The following is a 16,094-nucleotide window of genomic DNA, read 5'->3' on the forward strand; positions in this document are numbered from 1 at the left end:
TGTCGAATGATGAAGGTAAAATTCGGAGTGGATATCCGACGTTCATAATTCGACATTGATTTTCTCTGCTTTATCCGTTGCCAACCCGTTCCATTTCATCTGTCGCGCTGCTGGCGGCCCGCTTGGTGGTTTTATATGATTTGCCAAAACGGTAAGTAAACGACAGGGTAACCACCCGCGTATCTCTATGCAATAAAAAGTATTCAGTTGCATTAGGGAACGAAGTGAATCCTTCCATAGCGTTGGTAAAAAACAGGTCTCGGGCGTTGAGTCTTAACGTGCCCTTTTTACCAAGTATTGGCCGCGATAAACCCACAGATACCTGCCCGGTAGGATAAAGAAGTTCCTGCACATCATTACGCGCTTTGGTAGTATAAAAGCCTGTCAGTTCTGCGGTGTATTTGCCTATGGTAAATTGGTTGTTTACGTTTACGTTCAGCTGGTCTATCTCGGTTGTAAAGCTATTACCATTAAAACCGCGCAGCTGCTTATGGTTATAAAGCGCCTGCGCAGTAACCGACCACCATTTAACCGGCGAAGTAACCACCGTAGCCGATAGGCCGAGATTATATGTACTGCCTACGTTGCCCTGCGTGTATAAAAGTATGGCATCGTCATTTGGCGCTGATAAGAATATCTGCGAAAAATAATTGGTGATGCGACTGTACGATACGGTGGTTGTAAGCAATTCTTTGTACTGGTGGCTCAGTTCAAGGTTCCAGCTTAATTGGGGTAACAGGTAAGGATTTCCCGTACTGTAGGTGTACTTGTTTATGATGGCGTAAAAAGGGTTAAGCAATTGAAACGGCGGGCGGTCTATCCTGCGGCTGGCGGTAAGGGTGAAGCTGTTAACAGAATCGGCCTGGTAGGTTAAATAACCACTGGGAAATAGCTGGCTGTATTTACGCGAAAACGACGAATCGGGCTGAACGGCATTGCCCAGTTGATGAGCATTATAACCGGTATGCTCGTACCTTAAACCGAGCTGGCCGGATACCTTGCCCATTTTTTTATCTAATGTACCGTACAGGGCGTGTATGTTTTCTTTATAAATAAAATGGTTTGTTTTGGTGTTGTCAACCTCCCACACCGATCCGTTCAGATTTTCATAAGCTGCCAGGTTATCCGTATTTGTTAAAGATGATTTCCACCCCAGGGCAAGCGCGTCGGTTTTGTTTAGCTTCAGGGTGTAATCAGCCTTGGCTGACCCTATCCTGATACTTGTAGGGATATTGCCCCTTGATAATTCGTGGTAACCGTTTGCAGCTACCAGTTGGTTCTCAAATGTTTGGTCGGCCTTTATATCGTAGTGCAGATAGTCGGCATTCACCTCCAGATCCTGCGAAGCAGAAAAGCTATGCCTAAGGTTTAGGTTTATGGTGCCGTTTTTGAAACGGTTCCGGCTCTCGTTTGTGGTGTTAATAGCCGAGTCGGGCACACCCTGCGGGCTCAGCCAGTTGGCGTTTGCGCGGTTACTGCTGTTTCGCTTAACAGTGGTGCCGCTTATCGCGAAACCGATAGTGGTTTTGGGCGATATAAAGTAATCCATGCCGGTTTTTAGCGTATTGTTAAAGCTGTTGCCGGGCAGGTACGAGTATTGATCGAGCATGGCGGTTAACGCGCCGTTAGGGTCATAGTACTTGCGTAAGGCGTAAATATCCATCATGTATTCCACGTAATTAACGTTATAATTCAGGAAAGTGTTGATCTTGCCCACGCGGTAGTTAAGTACCAGGCTATTGGTGTTTTTTGGGTAAATGCCCTGCCCAAATGCTGTAGTTAACGAGCCGTTGAACCCTTTTATATTGTTCTTTTTTGTTTTGATGTTGATGATACCTGCATTGCCGTTAGCATCGTACCGCGCTGTTGGATTAGCAATGAGCTCTATTTGTGCAACCTGGGTCGAGCTCATACTCGTTAACAGGTTGTTCAAATCAGCGCCCGAAAGGTAGGTGGGTTTGCTGTCAATCATCACCAGCACGCCGGGCTTGCCGTTTAAGGATATGCCGCCGTTCTTATCAACCATAACCCCGGGCGATTTTTCAAGCACCTCCAGCACAGTTAAGCCCGTATTGGTAACCGATGCCCCAACATCCAGTATCACTTTACCTTGCTGATGCTGTATAGTCGGCGTACGGGCAACAACACTTACTTCGTTTAAAGAAGTGCTGGCCGGCTGCAGGGTAACTGTTGCCGAGGTTATTTTTCCGGGGATCAGGTACGTTGGTGTGGTTTGCTGCTGATAACCGGTATAGGTAACCACAAAGGTATATGTGCCGGGTTGTATGGCTTTAAAGTGTGCCAAACCCTTGTTATCGGTAACTGCGGTTAATACTGTTGCGTCGTTTTTTTGAAGTTTTACGGTTGCGGCTTCGGCAGGTTGGGAGTTTTCATTTAAAACAGCTATAAAAAAATCATGAGCATTGTTTTGCTGGCAAAACGTGTTAAGGGCACACAGGCATAATAAAATACAACAAGCAGCTGCTTTAAATGACATCATAGATCAGTTTTTCCACGTAAGACATCCAAGCCGGAAAATAGTTACAAGAAAGGCCGCTTGTCGGCGGCCTTTCTTGAGTTTCTATGTATTTTGGTGATAATCACACATTAAAGCGGAAGTGCATGATATCTCCGTCCTCAACCACGTAGCTTTTACCTTCAACGCCCATTTTGCCGTTCTCTTTGATCGCAGTTTCCGAACCATTGAATTTTACAAAGTCATCATACTTGATAACCTCGGCACGGATAAACCCTTTCTCAAAATCGGTATGGATAACACCTGCGGCTTGCGGGGCCGTAAAGCCTTGTGTAATGGTCCATGCGCGCACTTCCTGCACACCCGCGGTAAAGTAGGTGGCCAGGTTAAGCAAGCGGTAAGCTGCCTTAATAAGTTTATTCACACCGGATTCGGTCAGTCCCAGGTCGTTCAGGAACTCCTGGCGCTCTTCATATGATTCCAGTTCGGCAATCTCGGCTTCTATCTGAGCCGATATCACAAGTACCTCGGCGCCTTCTTCTTTTGCTACGGCTTTTACCTTTTCTACATAGGCGTTACCGTTAACCACTGAACTTTCGTCGACGTTGCAAACGTATAATACAGGTTTGGCGGTAAGCAGCCAGATATCTTCGATGTATTCCTTATCCTCTTCGGCAACAGGCGCGGTGCGGGCCGATTTGCCTGATAGCAGGTGGTTTCGGTAGATAGTTAAAACATCATATGTTTTTTTAGCCTCTTTGTCGCCACCGGTTTTGGCCATCTTCTCAACCTTCTGTATCTTTTTCTCTATCGAATCAAGATCTTTCAGCTGCAGTTCGGTATCAATGATCTCCTTGTCGCGTATAGGGTCAACCGAGCCGTCTACGTGTATCACATTATCATTATCAAAACAACGCAATACATGTATAATAGCGTTTGTAGCACGTATATTAGCTAAAAACTGGTTGCCCAAACCTTCGCCCTTGCTGGCGCCTTTAACAAGGCCCGCAATGTCAACAATCTCAATGGTGTTGGGCACCACATTTTTGGGGTTAACAATCTCAGTAAGTTTTGTAAGGCGCTCGTCGGGCACGGTAATTACACCCACGTTTGGCTCTATGGTGCAAAACGGAAAGTTTGCCGCCTGTGCCTTGGCATTTGATAAACAGTTAAAAAGTGTCGACTTACCCACGTTTGGCAAACCCACTATACCACATTGTAAACCCATTATTTAATTTTTTTGTTGTCCATGGTCAATAGTTCATAGACCATGGTGCATTTATATTTTGCTATCGACTACAGTCTATGGACCATCGACAGATTTGCCGCAAAGATAACAGAAAAAACTACCTTGTAATTTGAAAAAATAAACGACTTTTGCCTGCGTTACAAAAGGAAATAAGTAAAAACATGTAAAACGGGCACTGTATGGAAGAGATGGTTGAGCAAATAGAACTACTACTGGAGCAGGAAGATAACATGCAGCTGCAGGAATATTTGAACAACCTGAATATATCTGACGTAGAGCAACTTATTGACGAACTGCCGGAGCATGGCCCCAAATTCATCGAAACGCTTTCTATCAACAGGGCGGTAAATGTTTTCAGGATATTAGATTTCCCTACCCAAGAGCGCATCATTAAAAAGCTTTCGGGCAAAAAGGTAAGTGAGATCATCAATGAGCTGCCGCCTGATGACCGTACCGCTTTTTTTAGCGAGCTGCATGGCGATGCGGTAACCAAACTGATCCTTCATCTTTCACCTGCCGACCGCAAAGAGGCGCTTTCCTTATTGGGTTATAAAGAAGACAGCGTTGGCCGTTTGATGACACCCGATTATATTGCCGTTAAAAAAAGCTGGGATGTGAACCGGGTGCTGTCGCATATACGCCGCTACGGCAAAAACTCCGAAACTATTGATGTGATATATGTAATTGGCGAGAACGGCATTTTGCTGGATGATATCCGTATCCGCGAGATATTGCTGGTAGCGCCCGAAACCAAAATAAGCCAGCTGATGGATGGGCGACTGATCTCCCTTAGCGCCAATGACCCGCAGGAAGATGCTATTAACGTTTTCCGGATGAATAACCGCACGGCGCTGCCGGTAGTTGATGAAGAAAACATATTGCTTGGTATTGTTACGGTAGATGATATTTTGTGGATAGCGAACGAAGAATATACCGAGGATATACAAAAAATTGGTGGTACCGAAGCTTTGGATGAGCCTTACCTGGATATCAATATATTCCGCCTGGTAAAAAAGCGTGTGGGCTGGCTGATCATTTTGTTTATCGGCGAAATGTTCACAGCCACTGCAATGGGCTTTTTTGAGGGCTCTATAAAAAAAATGGTAGTGCTGGCGTTGTTTATACCGTTGATCATATCGAGCGGTGGCAATAGCGGCTCGCAGGCATCAACGCTTATCATACAGGCCATGGCGCTGGGCGAGGTTACCGTTGCCGAGTGGTGGCGCGTTATGCGCCGCGAACTGCTCTCGGGCTTAATGCTTGGCCTAACCCTGGGCATAATAGGCTTCTTAAGAATTTTCACCTGGACTTTTTTTACCGATATATACGGCCCGCACTGGCTTCTGGTAGGCTTAACCGTTGGCATTGCGCTGGTAGGGGTGGTGCTGTGGGGGTCGTTGGCGGGCTCTATGCTGCCGCTGCTTTTAAAGCGCCTGGGCGCCGACCCTGCAACTTCATCCGCGCCGTTTGTGGCCACTTTGGTTGATGTTACCGGCCTTATTATTTATTTTAGCGTGGCTGTGTTATTTATGCAAGGTGTATTACTTTAAAAATTGTGCGGATATAGGTAATTTTCTATATTTAAAAGAAATTTAAACCTTTATTAAACACAATGGAAATCGACGAAAGACCAGTGCAGCCGGCCGCACCAGAGCCGGAATCAAAACTAATTTTAACGGACGAAGCACAGTACTACCTACAAAAAGCCGGGCAATGGGCTTACTTTTTAGGCATAGTGGGCTTTGTAGGTACAGCATTTATAACAATAATGGCGCTTTTTGCCGGCACATTATTTTCAACCATGGCATCCATGAACCCCATGATGGCAGGTGCTGCAGGCATGGGCGGCGTAGTCACATTTTTTTACTTGCTTATTGCAGTGTTTAGCTTTTTCTTCGCATTGTACAATTACCAATTTGGCGACCGTATTAAAAAAGCTATAGCTTATCAAAATACACAAGAACTAACGCTGGCATTAGGTAAACTTAAGTCCTTTTTTAAGCTTTGGGGTATTTCAACTATTGTTATCATATCCCTGTATATCTTAATGTTTATCGGTATTATAATTGCCGGTATAGGCGCCGCATCAATGATGGGCAGGTAATAAAATCTAAGATACACTAACACAAAATACCCGTTAATACAAATACCCGCCTTTCGGGCGGGTATTTTTGTATAATTTAGGTTTGTTTAGTTCGCTTTTTAAAAGGAGAAATCCTCGTCAGCTTTGGCCACTTCGGTATTTTCGCTAAACTCGTAGCGTTTTTCAACAACCTCCTGGTGGTCTTTTATGTAGTCTACGGTGTCTTTTAACCCCTCGGCAAATTTTTCAAAGTCCTCTTTGTATAAAAAGATCTTATGCTTAATAAAAACCCCATCCTCTAAACGTTTTTTACTTTCTGTGATGGTCACATAATAGTCGTTAGACCTGGTAGCTTTTACATCAAAAAAATAAGTTCTCTTCCCGGCCCTTACCTTCTTCGAGTAAACCTCTTCACGCTCTCTGTTGTCAAAATCTCCCATATATTTTTTTTATTGTAATAGTTTTGGTGGCCTAAATATATATAAAAATTCAATTGCAAGTATATTTGCACAATAATTAAACTTTATTGGATCTTTTACGCCGAAAGCGGTAAATGGTTACCTATTAGGCCTGTTCTTCTTCCTCAAGCAATTGCTTTTCGTACAACTCAAAGTAAGCGCCTTTCAAATCCATCAGTTGGTTGTGGGTACCTTGTTCAACTATTCTGCCGCCATCAAGCACCAGTATGTTGTCGGCATTTTTGATGGTTGATATACGATGCGATATGATCATGCTGGTTTTATCCTGCATAATACGCCCAAGGTTATTTAATATTTCCTCCTCGGTGCGGGTATCAACTGCCGACAGGCAATCGTCGAATATAAGCACCTGCGGATGCTTAACTATAGCGCGCGCAATGCTTACGCGTTGTTTTTGCCCGCCCGATAACGTTACACCACGCTCACCTATCAGGGTTTCAAAGCCTTTTTCAAGCTCCATTATATTGTTGTAAACGGCGGCATCTTTGGCGGCCTGCTCAACGCGCGGCATATCCAGCACATCGGCGCTAAAGGCAATATTATGCGATATGATATCCGAGAACAGGAAAACCTCCTGGGGCACAAACCCTATCTGTGAGCGGTAGTTATCCAGGTTTAAGCGGGTGAGCGGGGTATCGTCTATCAATATTTCGCCGCCGGTGGTATCGTACATGCGCATTATTAAATTGCCTATCGTCGATTTACCGGCCCCGGTGCGCCCAATTATTGCTACCATTTCGCCGGGATTTACCGTAAACGATACGTTATTTAACGCGGTGATACCTGTATCTGGATACCTGAAAGATACATTTCTGAACTCTATTTTTCCTTTAAGTGTGTGCGGCGCGGTAAGGGGCGATATGATCTCGGGCTGCTCATGCAAAAACTCGTTTATCCGTTTTTGCGAAGCTGCCGCGCGCTGTATCAGCGAGGTTACCCAGCCCAGCGATATTACCGGGAAGGCCAGCATATTCAAATACACTATAAACTCCGCGATATTACCCGGGGTGATGTTGCCCTTCATTACCTCAACGCCCCCGATATACATGGTGATTACATTACTTAAACCTATCAGCAGCAGCATAGAAGGAAAAAACAGTGCCTGCACTTTAGCCAGCGCCATGCTTTGCGTTTTGTAATCTTCGCTTTCTTCGGCAAATTTTTGGCGCACAAAACCCTCGCGTACATAGGATTTGATTACCCTGATACCCGAAAAATTTTCCTGTACAAAGCTGGATAAGGCCGAAAGCCGTTGCTGTATCTTTTCGCTGCGAAACTCAATGATCGTGTTTACATAAAATATGATGACTGCCAGGATAGGCAGGGGGAGTACCGAAAATATAGCCAGCCTTACATTTACGGTTAGCATGGCATATATCACCAGTATAAACAATATAACCGTGTTAATGGTGTACATAATACCCGGCCCAAGGTACATGCGCACACGGCTTACATCCTCTGTAACGCGGTTCATCAGGTCGCCGGTGTTGTGGCGGCGGTAAAATGCCAGTGATAACACCTGGTAATGGGCATAGATCTCGTTCTTGAGGTCGTATTCGATATGCCGCGACATTAGAATGATGGTTTGCCGCATAAAAAACAGGAACAATCCCCTTAGTAAGGCCAGCATTAACACCAATGCGCCGAAAAGCAACAGGCTGGAGCCAAAAATATCATAAATAATGTGCTGCCGGTTAAACCCGTCGAAAAGCTGGTACACACCAATGTTTTCGGTAACAAGGTCAAACGCAACGCGGATAACCTGCGCAGGTAACACCGCAAAGATGTTTGATATGATAACAAACAGCACACCCGGCACCAGCCGCCAGCGGTATTTATAAAAGAATTTATTGAGGTATGCGAGTTCTTTCATGTGTTTTGAAGTCCGGAAAGTCGGCATGTCCGAAAGTCCCAAAGATAGCTTTCAAAAGTAAGGTAATGGAAGTTATAATTCAAGTCGGTGAAATGGCAATTCGCGATTTACTCACCCCGCGACACTACGTGCGCGACCCTCTCTTTGCCTTCGGCGGAAAGAGGGTGAGCTTCATTTTTCTTTTCCACCCTCTTTGCGCAGCAGAGAGGTCGACCAGCGCAGCGTAGTCGGGGTGAGTTAACTAACAAAGCGGCGAGTTTACTCACCCCGCGACACTACGTGCGCGACCCTCTCTTCGCCTTCGGCGGAAAGAGGGTGAGCTTCCTTCCTTGTCTTTTCACCCTGTCTCCCGAGCAAAGAGGGTAAGAAAGAATGGCGTGGCCGGGGTGAGAGCCGCGTTAGGGATAGTAGCGGATACCGGCCTGTGGCTAAGGCCTGTGCAGTATGAGCGGATAGCCCGGGCCGCAGGCAACGCTAAAGAATTAAAATGTAGCTCAGGTCCTACTTTTAAACCTCAATAATTAATCTAACTGTACCCACCGTCAATGTTGCATTTAAGCTGTATAAAAATTCGCTATTAACTTCATTCGATAGATCCACATTAAAACCCTGTGAAACGCCTATTAAATAACCGTCTTCTACCTATCATCCCCTACAACTTTGTTTAACACATCCACATCCGCTACCACTTCATTATCTACCATTTTCACCACACAGCCAACTAAACTTTGCCACAATAAAAAAAACCTTTAGTTTTGCACTGCTAACAAACAATTACATTTGCCGCTACCACAAATGCCTGCTCAACAACCAACCACAAGTATCTTTAACCAGCTCGATGTTTTCGGACACAAGAAAGTTGTGTTTTGCAGCGACCCGGATACCGGTTTAAGGGCCATTATAGCCATACACGATACAACGCTTGGCCCGGCATTTGGCAGCACACGCATGTGGGCCTATAAAACCGAAGGCGACGCTTTGAACGACGTTTTGCGCCTTTCTAAAAGCATGACCTATAAATGTGCCATAGCAGGGCTTAACATGGGCGGTGGCTACTCGGTTATTATAGGCGACTCGCGCAAGGATAAAACCGAAGCGCTGATGCGTAAGTTTGGCCGGTATATCAAAAACCTTAACGGCGAGTTTATCACATCGGAGGATGTGGGCACCAACCCGCGCGACATGGAGTACATACGTATGGAAACCCAGCACGTAACCGGGATACCCGAAAGTCTGGGCGGCAGTGGCGACCCCGCCCCAATTGCTGCAAAAGGCGTGTTTATGGGGATAAAAGCGTGTGTAAAAGAGCAGTTTGGCAGCGATAGCCTTACCGGTAAATCGGTAATTGTACAGGGGATAGGCCACGTGGGCGAGAGCCTGGTTAAACTGCTGCGCGACGAGAACGCCAAGGTTTACATAAGCGACATTAATGACGAGCGCACACGCCAGGTATCAAAAAAATATGGCGCCGAGGCGGTATCAAACAATTCAATTTTTGATATCGATGCCGATATTTATTCGCCATGTGCGTTAGGGGCTACCATTAATACCGAAACCATTAAGAAAATTAAATGCGGCATTATCGCGGGCTCGGCCAATAACCAGTTGCAGGACGAACAGGAGCATGGCAAAATGCTGCTTGATAAAGGCATCCTTTTTGCGCCCGATTACGTTATAAATGCGGGAGGTATTATTAACTGCTATTCGGAGTTAATGGGTTTTAGTAAAAAGCGCACCATGCAGCTTACCGAAAATATTTACGAAGCGACCCGCAATGTTTTAAAACTTTCTAAGCTCGAAAGCATTTCTACAACTGACGCGGCAAACAAAATTGCCGAAATACGTATTGCTGATATTAAAAAAGTAAAATCAACCTATTAAAAATTTATCATAGGCGTGCATCAGGCACGGCCATAATCGTTCTTACAACATGTTAAACAGAAGGCACCTCAGGGTAAAAGTGTTACAATCGCTGTACGCGTTCCACCAATCGGATACTAAAGAAATCAAGGCACATGAAAAACATCTGCTGCACAGTATCGACCAGGTTTTTGAAATGTATATATGGATGCTATCGCTGATAAGCGAGGTTATTGAATATGCAGAAATCGATGCTGCGGAGAGGGCTAACAAACATTTACCCACAGCCGAGGATCTGAACGCGAGTGTAAAAATATTAAGCAATCGATTTATCCTCTCGTTAAAAGAAAACAAGGATTACCTTGCCGCCCTTAAAAAGTATAAGGTGGAGTGGTCGTTCGATCCTGAACTGGCAAAATCTTTATTCACCACCCTGAAAAAATCAACGGAATACGCCGAATATATAGCTAAAACCGACGACACCATACAAACTGATAAGGATATCATCAAATTCATTTTCAAGAAGGTGATCTTGAAATCGTCGTTAGCCGAACAGGTGTTCGAGGATAAATTTATTTACTGGCCGGTTGACCGCGAAGTGCTGCAGGCGCTGATCGCCAAAACGTTCAAGAATTTCTCGTCTGACAATTATGCCGAAAATAAACTGGCCGAAATTAGCGGTAATTGGGTAGAGGACAGGGAATTTGTGATCAATCTGTTTGAGCAAAGCATCCGTCACGATGCCGCTTACCAGGAGCTTATTGCGCAAAAGACACAAAACTGGGAACCCGACCGTATTGCCATGATGGATACCTTATTAATGAAAATGGCTATTGTGGAATTTATTAACTTTACATCTATCCCGGTTAAAGTTACCATTAACGAATACCTGGAGATATCAAAAGAGTTTAGTACGCCTAAAAGTAATTCGTTTATAAACGGTATATTAGACAAGATTTTGTTTGAGCTTAAGGCCGACAACAAAATAAAAAAGATAGGCAGGGGTTTGATAGAGTAAGTACAAATGTGCAGATGAGCCCATCTTAAACGATATAAAGAATTCATTAAAATCAATAAAAAAGTTCAGATGAAAAAGCTGTTTTTATGTGCAATTGCTGCCGGTTTGTTAATTACAACGGCCTGCAACCAATCAAGCCACAGTGCTAATGCGGCCGTTGCCGCTACCGGCAATGTTGCCGCAACTAACGCGCCTGTAATGAAGTTTGAAAAAGAAACGCATGATTTTGGCAAAATAAAAGAAGGCGAAAAAGTTACTTACGAATTTAAATTTACCAATTCGGGTAAATCGCCATTGATCATTAAAGATGCTGTTGCCACATGCGGCTGTACCAAGCCCGAGTGGCCTAAAGCACCCATACAGCCCGGCCAGGCCGGTGCAATAAAGGTTACCTTTAACAGCGCCGCCAAAATGGGCCTGCAGGATAAACAGATAACTATTACAGCTAATACCAACCCGGCCCAGAATATGGTGCATTTAATTGGCGAGGTTACTACTGCATCAACTACTACTAAATAATTATATAATGATAGCAACAGTTTTATTACAAGCCGCCGGCGGGGGAATGGGTTACCAGCAATTGATAATGTTTGGCTTAATTGCCATTGTGTTTTACTTTTTTATGATACGCCCCCAGGTTAAGAAACAAAAAGATCAGAAAAAGTACGTAGAAGAGCTAAAAAAAGGGGATAAAATAATTACAACTGCCGGTATACACGGTAAAATATACGAAGTAGCTGATACCACCTTCCTGATAGAGGTTGAAGGTGGTACGCGCATCCGGTTTGATAAATCGGCTGTATCGTTAGATGCCTCTAAGGCGTTGAATACACCGGTGGTTACTAAGTAAGGTTCGAAGGTAAGAGGTTAAAGGCGAAAGGTTTTCCTTTCGCTTTTTTGTTTAAAGCCATTTACCTTTTACCTTTACCCTTTCACCTCAACAACATGGCAATAATCAAATTATCTGCAATTGAGCGCCGGCGCTTATCAGCCTTTGTTACCTGCCTGGTGCTTGCCATATTTGCATGGTTGTTCACTTCATTATCAAACCCGTATAAATATACGGTTAGGCAGGCGGTGCATTTCAGGAATGCTCCCCAAAAGCGCGCGTTTCATCCGTTACAGGCCGATACGGTTAATGCTATTGTGCAAGGCACCGGCTGGCAAATGTTGTTTTCGAAAATCAACGAGGATAAAAAAGTAATTGACGTTGACCTGCGCACGCTTGATACCCGGAACTATGTGGTGTTAAGCGCTCAGTTACGGCAAATTAACGCAAAACGGGAGGTAGGCCGCGAAATTATAGCGATCACTCCGGATACGCTTTTTTTTGATTTTAGCAGCCGTACGGTAAAAAGGGTGCCTGTAGAACCGGTAATTGCCATCAATTATCAAAAGCAGTTTGCGCAGTCGGGTGATGTTAGTATTAAACCCCGATACGTAACCATAAGCGGCCCCGCCGAGGCGTTGAGCAGGATAAGAACATGGAAAACTGATTCGATTAAAATAAATGACGCCAACGAAGACTTTAACGGTCGGATTAACTTACAGGGCGCCAAAGAGGGTAATTTGAATATTGTGCCCAAAAACGTAAGTGTGAACATCCCCATTGATGAATACACCGAAAAAACGATCGAGGTACCTGTTAAACTGATCAATAATCATAATTATTACGATGTAAGGGTTTTCCCGCAAAAAGTTAAGGTAACCCTAACCACATCGTTAGGTAATTTCCCCGATCTTAATGAAGATGATTTTGAGGCCGTGGCCGACCTTGAACTGTGGCGGCACAGCGGTTATAGCATGCTGCCGGTAAAGGTGACCCGTTTGCCATCGTACAGTAAAGTGGTTAAGATAGAACCCCGGAATATAGATTTCATTATCAAAAAATAATGTTGAAGATAGGCATCACCGGCAATATAGGCAGCGGCAAAACAACAGTCTGCAAAATATTTGAAGTATTGGGTATCCCTGTTTTTTATGCCGATGAAGCGGCAAAAGAGGTAATGATAACCGATGCAGCATTAATCACCGGCATAAAACAAGCTTTCGGCGCTGAGGCTTATTTCGATGACGGCACCCTTAACCGCAAGCATATTGCAGGGATAGTGTTTAACGATAATGAGCAGTTGAATAAACTGAATGCGCTGGTGCATCCCGCAGTTTTCAGGGCGTTTGACAACTGGGTGCTGCGTCAAAAAGATGCACCTTACGTGCTAAAAGAGGCCGCAATTTTATTTGAAAGCGGTTCGTATAAAATGTGCGACAGGACCATAATGGTTTCCGCGCCGTTAGAGCTGCGCATGAAACGCGTTGCCCGCCGCGATGGAATAAGCGCCGGCGATGTCAAGGCCCGCGACGATCGCCAGTTTACCGAAGAACAAAAGCTGAAAATGGCCGATGATGTTATTTTTAACGACTATACCCAACCAGTAATTCCGCAAGTGCTGAAACTGCATCAGCTGTACTTGTCCCTTGCCCCGCAATATCAATGATCCTGGATGATTTTATCGCCTTTAATGCAAACGGCCTTTACTGCCGTTACGCCGATTTTTACCTGGACCCGCAGGCGCCTGTAAGCAATGCCGTGATATCCCACGCTCATGCCGACCATGCTGTAAGTGGTAATACCAACGTTTATGCTACCGCTGCTACCAATGCCTTTATGCAGCTGCGTTATGGCAAAAGCGCAGCAAAGGTGAGCTATACAGCGGCATATAACGCGCCCTTTACCATTGGCGATGTGCAGCTAACCCTTATACCTGCGGGGCACATGCCAGGCTCGGCACAGGTGCTGATGGAATATAAAGGCACCCGATATTTATACACCGGCGATTACAAGTTACAGCCCGACAGTACCTGCGAGCCATTCGAATTTGTAAAAGCCGACGTGTTGATCACTGAAAGTACTTTTGCCGACCCCAACACCGCGCACCCCGATCCGGTTGAAGAGATCAAAAAACTGAATGACATAAAAATAAACATCCTGCTTGGGGCTTATAGCCTGGGTAAAAGCCAGCGCCTGATCAGGATGATAAACGATTATGCGCCGCAAAAAAAGATACTGGTGCATCACCGGGTAATGCCTGTTAATGCCGTATACCAAAAAATGGGTTTTGACCTGGGCCCTCACCAGATATATGGCCGTAAATTAATGAAAGAGCAGTTGGAATACGTGTATATAGTGCCGCCGTTCACCTTTGATAGTTACCTTAGGGCAACGGGTGTAAAACGCTTGTTTGCCTCCGGGTGGAAAAACCTGCAGGTGAACACGCAGGATACCCTTTTTATATCAGACCACGCCGACTGGAATGATATTATCAAAACCATTGAGCAAACACAGCCCGGGCAAATATGGACACTTCATGGCAACGGCACACACCTTAAAAATTATTTTAATAATAATATTTTTGTGAAATTGCTTAGCTGATGCTGCAGGAGAACGTTGACTATTATATAAACGAGGATGGTAATTTCGTTTTTACCAAAGAGTACCATTTAAAGCGCGGGTACTGCTGTAAAAACCGCTGCCTGCACTGCCCCTGGAACTACGGGCGGGAGGATAACAAGCAGAGAGAGTCAGGACGTTTGGATACAAGAATCAAGAAAGAAATATAATAAAACAATGGGTTAAGATCATTTTGCTTTTTTACTCCTTGTCTTGATTCTTGATTCTCGGCTCTTGATTCGTTATAAATAGGTTATATTTGAAGGATATTTTTATCATGGGAATAGAGGAAGATATAAAAAGCACCAATTTTGAAGATAATTATCATAAAGCGGTAATTAACCTTTCATATACATCGGGCTGGATAAACAACCATATGCGCCCTCATTTCGAGCGTTTTAACCTTACGCAGCAGCAATTTAACATACTGCGTATCTTACGCGGGCAGTACCCAAAGCCAGCCACGGTAAACCTGCTTAAAGAGCGCATGATAGATAAAATGTCTGATGCGTCGCGTATTGTCGATCGCCTGGTTCAGAAAGGCCTGGTATCGCGCTGTACCAACTCCCGCGATCGCCGCGCTGTTGATATACGCATCAGCGATGAAGGGCTGGCTATCCTTAAAAAAATGGATGCCGATTTTAAAACCAAAGATTTTTTCAAACAAAACCTTACGGAAGAAGAAGCCGGCCAGCTAAGCGACCTGCTGGATAAGATGAGGGGATAGTAAGATCTACGATTTTAGAATGACGATTTCGGATTTATGATATTGGGCGCTTAAGGGCGCCTTTTTTGTGCATCGGAAATCCCTCCTTGGGGAGGCTAGGGAGGGGTTAATAACTTTGTCTGCATTGTATTCAACTCACCCGGTCGTTGCTTCGCTCGACCACCCGCTCTTCATTGCGCGCAAAGAGGGCGTTGTTTAAATTTTTCACCCTCTTTGCGTAGCAGAGAGGGTCGCGCACGAAGTGCTGCGGGGTGAGTAAACCACAAATTACGCCCTAAACGCCGGCACCACCTTCCTAAATCCAACCGCGAACAATATCCCTACCAAACTGCCGTAAATAGCGCCGCCGGTAACGTCGAGCGGGAAATGTACACCTACATAAACCTGCGCAAAACAAATAATGGCCGCCCATAACAATGTTGCGGGTAACACCCATCGCCGTTGCTTGTAAAACAACCAGCTTAAAAACACGGCAATGGCAAAATGGTCGGTGGCATGGGTGGATGGGAAACTATACCCTGTACCACACGGCACGCGGCGAACCACCGCTGCCGAGGTAACCGGGTCGCGGCAGGGGCGCAGGCGATGGGCGTATGGTTTGATCAGGCTGGCGCTGGTATAATCGGCAAATCCCACAGCCAGGGCCAGGAAAACTATCAGTATAGCGCCCTGCTTTTTATACTGCCAAATGCAAAAACCTATAATGAACAGGTATAGTGGTATCCAAAACTTGGGGTTGCGCATCAGGGGCATCAGCCAGTCGAAAAAAGTATTAGACAGGTCGTGATTGATCAGGTAGAATATATGCCGGTCAAAGTGTAGCAGGTGGTCGGCCATTGGCTTTTATAAGGTGATACTTAGTGTTCTCAATAGCGGGTAAA

16 protein-coding genes are annotated in these 16,094 nt (G+C 45.0%); 11 read left to right on the plus strand and 5 right to left on the minus strand.

Features of this window, described 5'->3' with window-relative positions; genetic code table 11:
• Positions 1 to 70: 70 nt before the first annotated feature.
• Together HDC91_RS18050 and ychF are read right to left on the minus strand one after the other, a co-directional pair.
• Positions 71 to 2,500: an outer membrane beta-barrel family protein gene (locus HDC91_RS18050; RefSeq protein WP_183554568.1), complete on the minus strand. Its 2,430-nt coding sequence runs from the start codon at positions 2,498 to 2,500 to the stop codon at positions 71 to 73.
• Between the two features lie 100 nt (positions 2,501 to 2,600).
• Positions 2,601 to 3,704, minus strand: a complete 1,104-nt coding sequence (ychF, locus tag HDC91_RS18055; protein ID WP_183554570.1) for a redox-regulated ATPase YchF — start codon at positions 3,702 to 3,704, stop codon at positions 2,601 to 2,603.
• Positions 3,705 to 3,904: 200 nt separating this feature from the next.
• Here ychF and mgtE point away from each other — a divergent pair, with 200 nt between their 5' ends.
• Both mgtE and HDC91_RS18065 read left to right on the plus strand, forming a co-directional pair.
• On the plus strand, positions 3,905 to 5,275 hold the full coding sequence (gene mgtE, locus HDC91_RS18060) for a magnesium transporter (RefSeq protein ID WP_183554572.1): 1,371 nt from the start codon (positions 3,905 to 3,907) through the stop codon (positions 5,273 to 5,275).
• 62 nt (positions 5,276 to 5,337) lie between these two features.
• Entirely contained in the window at positions 5,338 to 5,829 is a 492-nt protein-coding gene (locus HDC91_RS18065; protein ID WP_183554574.1) for a DUF5362 family protein, read from the plus strand.
• 98 nt (positions 5,830 to 5,927) lie between these two features.
• Here HDC91_RS18065 and HDC91_RS18070 read toward each other — a convergent pair whose 3' ends face one another.
• Positions 5,928 to 6,248: a DUF3276 family protein gene (locus tag HDC91_RS18070; RefSeq protein WP_067052999.1), complete on the minus strand. Its 321-nt coding sequence runs from the start codon at positions 6,246 to 6,248 to the stop codon at positions 5,928 to 5,930.
• A gap of 124 nt (positions 6,249 to 6,372) precedes the next feature.
• Positions 6,373 to 8,160, minus strand: a complete 1,788-nt coding sequence (locus tag HDC91_RS18075) for an ABC transporter ATP-binding protein (protein WP_183554576.1) — start codon at positions 8,158 to 8,160, stop codon at positions 6,373 to 6,375.
• 795 nt (positions 8,161 to 8,955) lie between these two features.
• On the opposite strand from HDC91_RS18075, the gene HDC91_RS18080 reads away from it, so the two are divergent.
• The 9 genes from HDC91_RS18080 to HDC91_RS18120 all read left to right on the plus strand — a co-directional run bounded on the left by HDC91_RS18080 (position 8,956) and on the right by HDC91_RS18120 (position 15,213).
• Complete coding sequence (locus tag HDC91_RS18080; protein ID WP_183554578.1) at positions 8,956 to 10,041, plus strand: Glu/Leu/Phe/Val dehydrogenase; 1,086 nt, start codon at positions 8,956 to 8,958, stop codon at positions 10,039 to 10,041.
• 49 nt (positions 10,042 to 10,090) lie between these two features.
• Complete coding sequence (gene nusB, locus HDC91_RS18085; RefSeq protein WP_162432983.1) at positions 10,091 to 11,038, plus strand: transcription antitermination factor NusB; 948 nt, start codon at positions 10,091 to 10,093, stop codon at positions 11,036 to 11,038.
• A 69-nt stretch (positions 11,039 to 11,107) separates the two neighbouring features.
• On the plus strand, positions 11,108 to 11,557 hold the full coding sequence (locus tag HDC91_RS18090; RefSeq protein WP_162432982.1) for a DUF1573 domain-containing protein: 450 nt from the start codon (positions 11,108 to 11,110) through the stop codon (positions 11,555 to 11,557).
• Positions 11,558 to 11,564: 7 nt separating this feature from the next.
• The gene (gene yajC, locus HDC91_RS18095) at positions 11,565 to 11,888 is read left to right on the plus strand and encodes a preprotein translocase subunit YajC (protein WP_183554580.1); all 324 of its coding nucleotides are present in this window, start codon (positions 11,565 to 11,567) and stop codon (positions 11,886 to 11,888) included.
• A 95-nt stretch (positions 11,889 to 11,983) separates the two neighbouring features.
• The gene (locus tag HDC91_RS18100; protein WP_183554582.1) at positions 11,984 to 12,931 is read left to right on the plus strand and encodes a YbbR-like domain-containing protein; all 948 of its coding nucleotides are present in this window, start codon (positions 11,984 to 11,986) and stop codon (positions 12,929 to 12,931) included.
• Complete coding sequence (gene coaE, locus HDC91_RS18105; RefSeq protein WP_183554584.1) at positions 12,931 to 13,533, plus strand: dephospho-CoA kinase; 603 nt, start codon at positions 12,931 to 12,933, stop codon at positions 13,531 to 13,533. Before HDC91_RS18100 ends, coaE begins: the two co-directional genes overlap by 1 nt.
• Positions 13,530 to 14,468, plus strand: a complete 939-nt coding sequence (locus tag HDC91_RS18110; protein WP_183554586.1) for an MBL fold metallo-hydrolase — start codon at positions 13,530 to 13,532, stop codon at positions 14,466 to 14,468. Before coaE ends, HDC91_RS18110 begins: the two co-directional genes overlap by 4 nt.
• Positions 14,468 to 14,656 carry a DUF5522 domain-containing protein gene (locus HDC91_RS18115; RefSeq protein ID WP_183554588.1) on the plus strand — a complete coding sequence of 63 codons (189 nt, stop codon included), beginning with the start codon at positions 14,468 to 14,470 and terminating at the stop codon, positions 14,654 to 14,656. The genes HDC91_RS18110 and HDC91_RS18115 overlap by 1 nt, the downstream gene beginning before the upstream one ends.
• Before the next feature lie 107 nt (positions 14,657 to 14,763).
• Entirely contained in the window at positions 14,764 to 15,213 is a 450-nt protein-coding gene (locus HDC91_RS18120; protein WP_162432976.1) for a MarR family winged helix-turn-helix transcriptional regulator, read from the plus strand.
• 267 nt (positions 15,214 to 15,480) lie between these two features.
• Here the strand turns inward: HDC91_RS18120 and HDC91_RS18125 are convergent, their stop codons facing one another.
• A complete protein-coding gene (locus tag HDC91_RS18125) occupies positions 15,481 to 16,050 on the minus strand; it encodes a phosphatase PAP2 family protein (protein WP_183554590.1) in 570 nt (189 codons plus the stop codon).
• Positions 16,051 to 16,094: the final 44 nt, after the last annotated feature.

Origin of the sequence: Mucilaginibacter sp. AK015, from assembly GCF_014200785.1 — a bacterium.
Taxonomy (GTDB): Bacteria; Bacteroidota; Bacteroidia; order Sphingobacteriales; family Sphingobacteriaceae; genus Mucilaginibacter.